This window comes from Allostella sp. (assembly GCF_041913585.1).
Classification (GTDB): domain Bacteria; phylum Pseudomonadota; class Alphaproteobacteria; order ATCC43930; family Allostellaceae; genus Allostella.
Map to the genome: position 1 here is coordinate 1 of NZ_JAYSFE010000152.1, position 2,857 is coordinate 2,857.

2 protein-coding genes and 1 pseudogene are annotated in these 2,857 nt (G+C 71.6%); 1 reads left to right on the forward strand and 2 read right to left on the reverse strand.

All coding sequences use genetic code 11. The features are described from left to right. Together ACE3Q3_RS20920 and ACE3Q3_RS20925 are read right to left on the reverse strand one after the other, a co-directional pair. Positions 1-209 (reverse strand): annotated as a pseudogene (locus ACE3Q3_RS20920) (ABC transporter substrate-binding protein); the annotation flags it as partial. 90 nt (positions 210-299) lie between these two features. Then, positions 300-1,691: a M20/M25/M40 family metallo-hydrolase gene (locus ACE3Q3_RS20925; RefSeq protein WP_374449205.1), complete on the reverse strand. Its 1,392-nt coding sequence runs from the start codon at positions 1,689-1,691 to the stop codon at positions 300-302. A 101-nt stretch (positions 1,692-1,792) separates the two neighbouring features. On the opposite strand from ACE3Q3_RS20925, the gene ACE3Q3_RS20930 reads away from it, so the two are divergent. After that, positions 1,793-2,695 (forward strand): LysR substrate-binding domain-containing protein, encoded by a 903-nt coding sequence (locus tag ACE3Q3_RS20930; RefSeq protein ID WP_374449207.1) that lies wholly within the window; start codon positions 1,793-1,795, stop codon positions 2,693-2,695. Positions 2,696-2,857 lie beyond the last annotated feature (162 nt).

Genomic DNA, 2,857 nt, shown 5'->3' on the forward strand with positions numbered 1-2,857 from the left:
CCCTCGTAGGTGAGCAGGCTCTCGTAGATCTTGGTGGCGACGATGGCGACCGGCACCGCCGAGGTCGCGACCGTCGACAGCGCGGTCGGCTCGGGATGGTAGAGGTAGGTCAGGGTGCCGCCGGTCTTGGGGCACTGGGCTGCGGCTGCGCCGGCCAGCGCCGTCATCGAGACGGCCGCCGCGATCGCCCTGGTCAGGTTCGTCATCATGCCTCGGGTCTCCCTTCCGGATGCCGTGGTCGCCGGTCGCCTGTTCGTCGCGCTCGTCGCATCGGCGGATTGCCGTCCTGCGTGCCGGACCTAGAAGCGGCCGGCGGCCGAAGGCTCCGCGTCTTCGTTGCACCAGTGCCAGATGAACTCGATCAGGTGCTCGATCGATTCGAGATACTCCTCGACCCGGATGTGCTCGTCCGGCTTGTGCGCCTGGGCGATGGTGCCGGGGCCGAAGATGACCGTCGGGATGCCGCCCTGGTTCACCAGGTGGCGCATGTCGCAGCAGAAGGGGCCGGGGCAGGGCTCGCCGCGCCCGCCGCGCCGCGCCACCACCTCGCCGATATGCCGGGCGAGCGGGATCTGCGGGCTCTGGCGGGTGCTGTCGTCGTGGTGCAGGAACTCCAGCCGTGCCGGATTGGCCGCGAGGAAGGGGTCCGACTGGTTGGCGCGGTCGATGGCGGCGCGGAAGCCGTCCATGATGTCGCCGACGTCCCCCGCCGCCGGCGAGAAGTAGGTGCCGCCCTTCAGCACCGCCTCGCCGGCCGTGACCGTCTCGTAGTGGCCGCCCTGGACCTTGCCGATGACGAGCGCGAACGGCGCGCGCCCGGCCTCCATCGGGTCGTCGCTGCGCCGGGCGTTGTAGCCCTGCTCCAGCGCCAGCAGCGCGCCGATGACGACCGGCAGCTTCTCGATGGCGCTGACCCCGTCCTGGCGCCCGTCCGACCAGCGCGCGCCCGGCGAGCGCTGGGTGCCGGGCACCCGCACCTGCCAGTAGAGCCCGCCCGGATGGCTGACCGAGATGGTGTTGTTGGTCGGCTCCAGCACGATCGCGGCGTCGGCGGTGAAGCCGCGGCGGACGAGGTCGAGCGTGCCGTTGCCGGCATGCTCCTCGTTGACGACGCTCTGGTAGAGGACGTCGCCGCGCAGCCGGACGCCCGCCTCGGCGAGCCAGGTCAGCGCCATAAGGGCCGCCATCTGGCCGCCCTTCATGTCGGACGTGCCGCGGCCGTACATCAGGCCGTCGACGATCTCCGCGCCGAACGGGTCCCTGGTCCATTCGCCGCGCGGCTCGACCGTGACGGTGTCGACATGGCCATTCAGGATCAGCGAGCGGCCGCCGCCGGTGCCGCGCAGGATGCCGACGAGGTTCGGCCGGCCGCGATAGTTGAGCACGTCCTCGAGCCCGCTCTGCCGCAGCGCCGCGGCGGTCGGCAGCCGGTCGTAGGGCAGGATCAGGTCGTGCTGCCAGTGGGTCGGGTACTGGGCGACCGCGGGAAAGCGCTCGAACATCGCCGCGACGTCGGGCTCGGTCAGGTCGATCTCGGCGCCGATCGCCCGCAGCCGGGCCGCGAGGTGCTGCTGGGCGGCCCCCTCCTCCCCGGTCAGGCTCGGCACGCGCACGAGGTCGGCCAGCGCCGCCACGCTCCGTTCGCGCCCGGCGGCGGCCAGCGCCAGCGCCCGCTTCAGTCCTTCGGCCATGCCGTCTCCCGCGGATCTCTCCCGGACGATCATGGGTGCCCGCGAACCGCTAGGGAAATTTAGAGTTTGAGCTACCCTGTAAACGATTTTTATAGTTGGCGATGATCTACACGCAGATCCGCGCCTTCGATGCGGTCGCCCGCGCCGGCAGCTTCTCGCGCGCGGCGGAGGTCCTGGGCGTCACCCAGCCGGCGCTGACGATCCAGGTCAAGGCGCTGGAGGAGCGCTACGGCGTCAAGCTCCTGCTGCGCCAGGGCCGCTCCGTGCAGCTGACCGAACTGGGCGCCCGGCTCTTCCAGATGTCGCGCCGGCTGGCGGGGCTGGAGGAGCAGATCCGCGAGACACTGGCCGCCTCGCACGAGCTGGAGCAGGGGCAGCTGCGGCTGGCCGTCGACGGGCCGCACATCGTCATGGGCATCTTCGCGCGCTTCCTCGCGCGCCATCCCGGCATCGGCCTCTCGGTCGCCCTCGGCAACAGCCGCTTCGTGCGCCAGGAGCTGCTCGACCGCCGGGCCGACATCGCCATCGTTCCCGGGGTCGACGGCCACCCGCAGATCCATGCCGTGCCGCTCTGGCACCATAAGGGCGTCGTCATCGTCGCTCGACACCATCCCTGGGCCGAGCGGACGGAGATCGACCTGGCGGAGCTCGACGGCCAGCCGATGGTCGGCCGCGAGGACGGCTCGATGACCCAGCGCCTCGTCGACGAGGCGCTCGCCAGGGCCGGCGCCGCGCCGCGGCCGGTGCTGGAACTCGGCAGCCGCGAGGCCCTGTGCGAGGCGGTCGGCGCCGGGCTCGGCATCGGCATCGTCTGGGAACTGGAAGCGCATGGTGCGGCCCGCCTCGTCACCATCCCGATCGCCGGCGACGGGCTGCGCAGCACCGACTACGTCGCCTGCCTGAAGAGCGAATGGATGCGCCGCTCGATCAAGGCCTTCTTCCAGGTCGCCCTGGCACTGCCCGGTGCGCGCAGCGACATCGCGGCGCTCAGGGCGGCGCCTTAGGCAATATTCGTCCGCCGCAGCTTCTTCATCGCCGCCGCGACGCAGTCGAGTTCGCCGGCGTCCTCCCTCGGCGTGAACCAGCGGACGTCGCCGACCTCGCCCTCGGGCCCGCGGTCGGCGAGCGGGCCTTCGAGGCGCACGAGGTAGCGGAAGTCGAAATGG

Bases quoted from the DNA above. Each gene is read 5' to 3' on its own strand.
- ACE3Q3_RS20925 (WP_374449205.1), bottom strand. From the start codon at position 1,691: ATGGCCGAAGGACTGAAGCGGGCGCTGGCGCTGGCCGCCGCCGGGCGC.
- ACE3Q3_RS20930 (WP_374449207.1), top strand. From the start codon at position 1,793: ATGATCTACACGCAGATCCGCGCCTTCGATGCGGTCGCCCGCGCCGGC.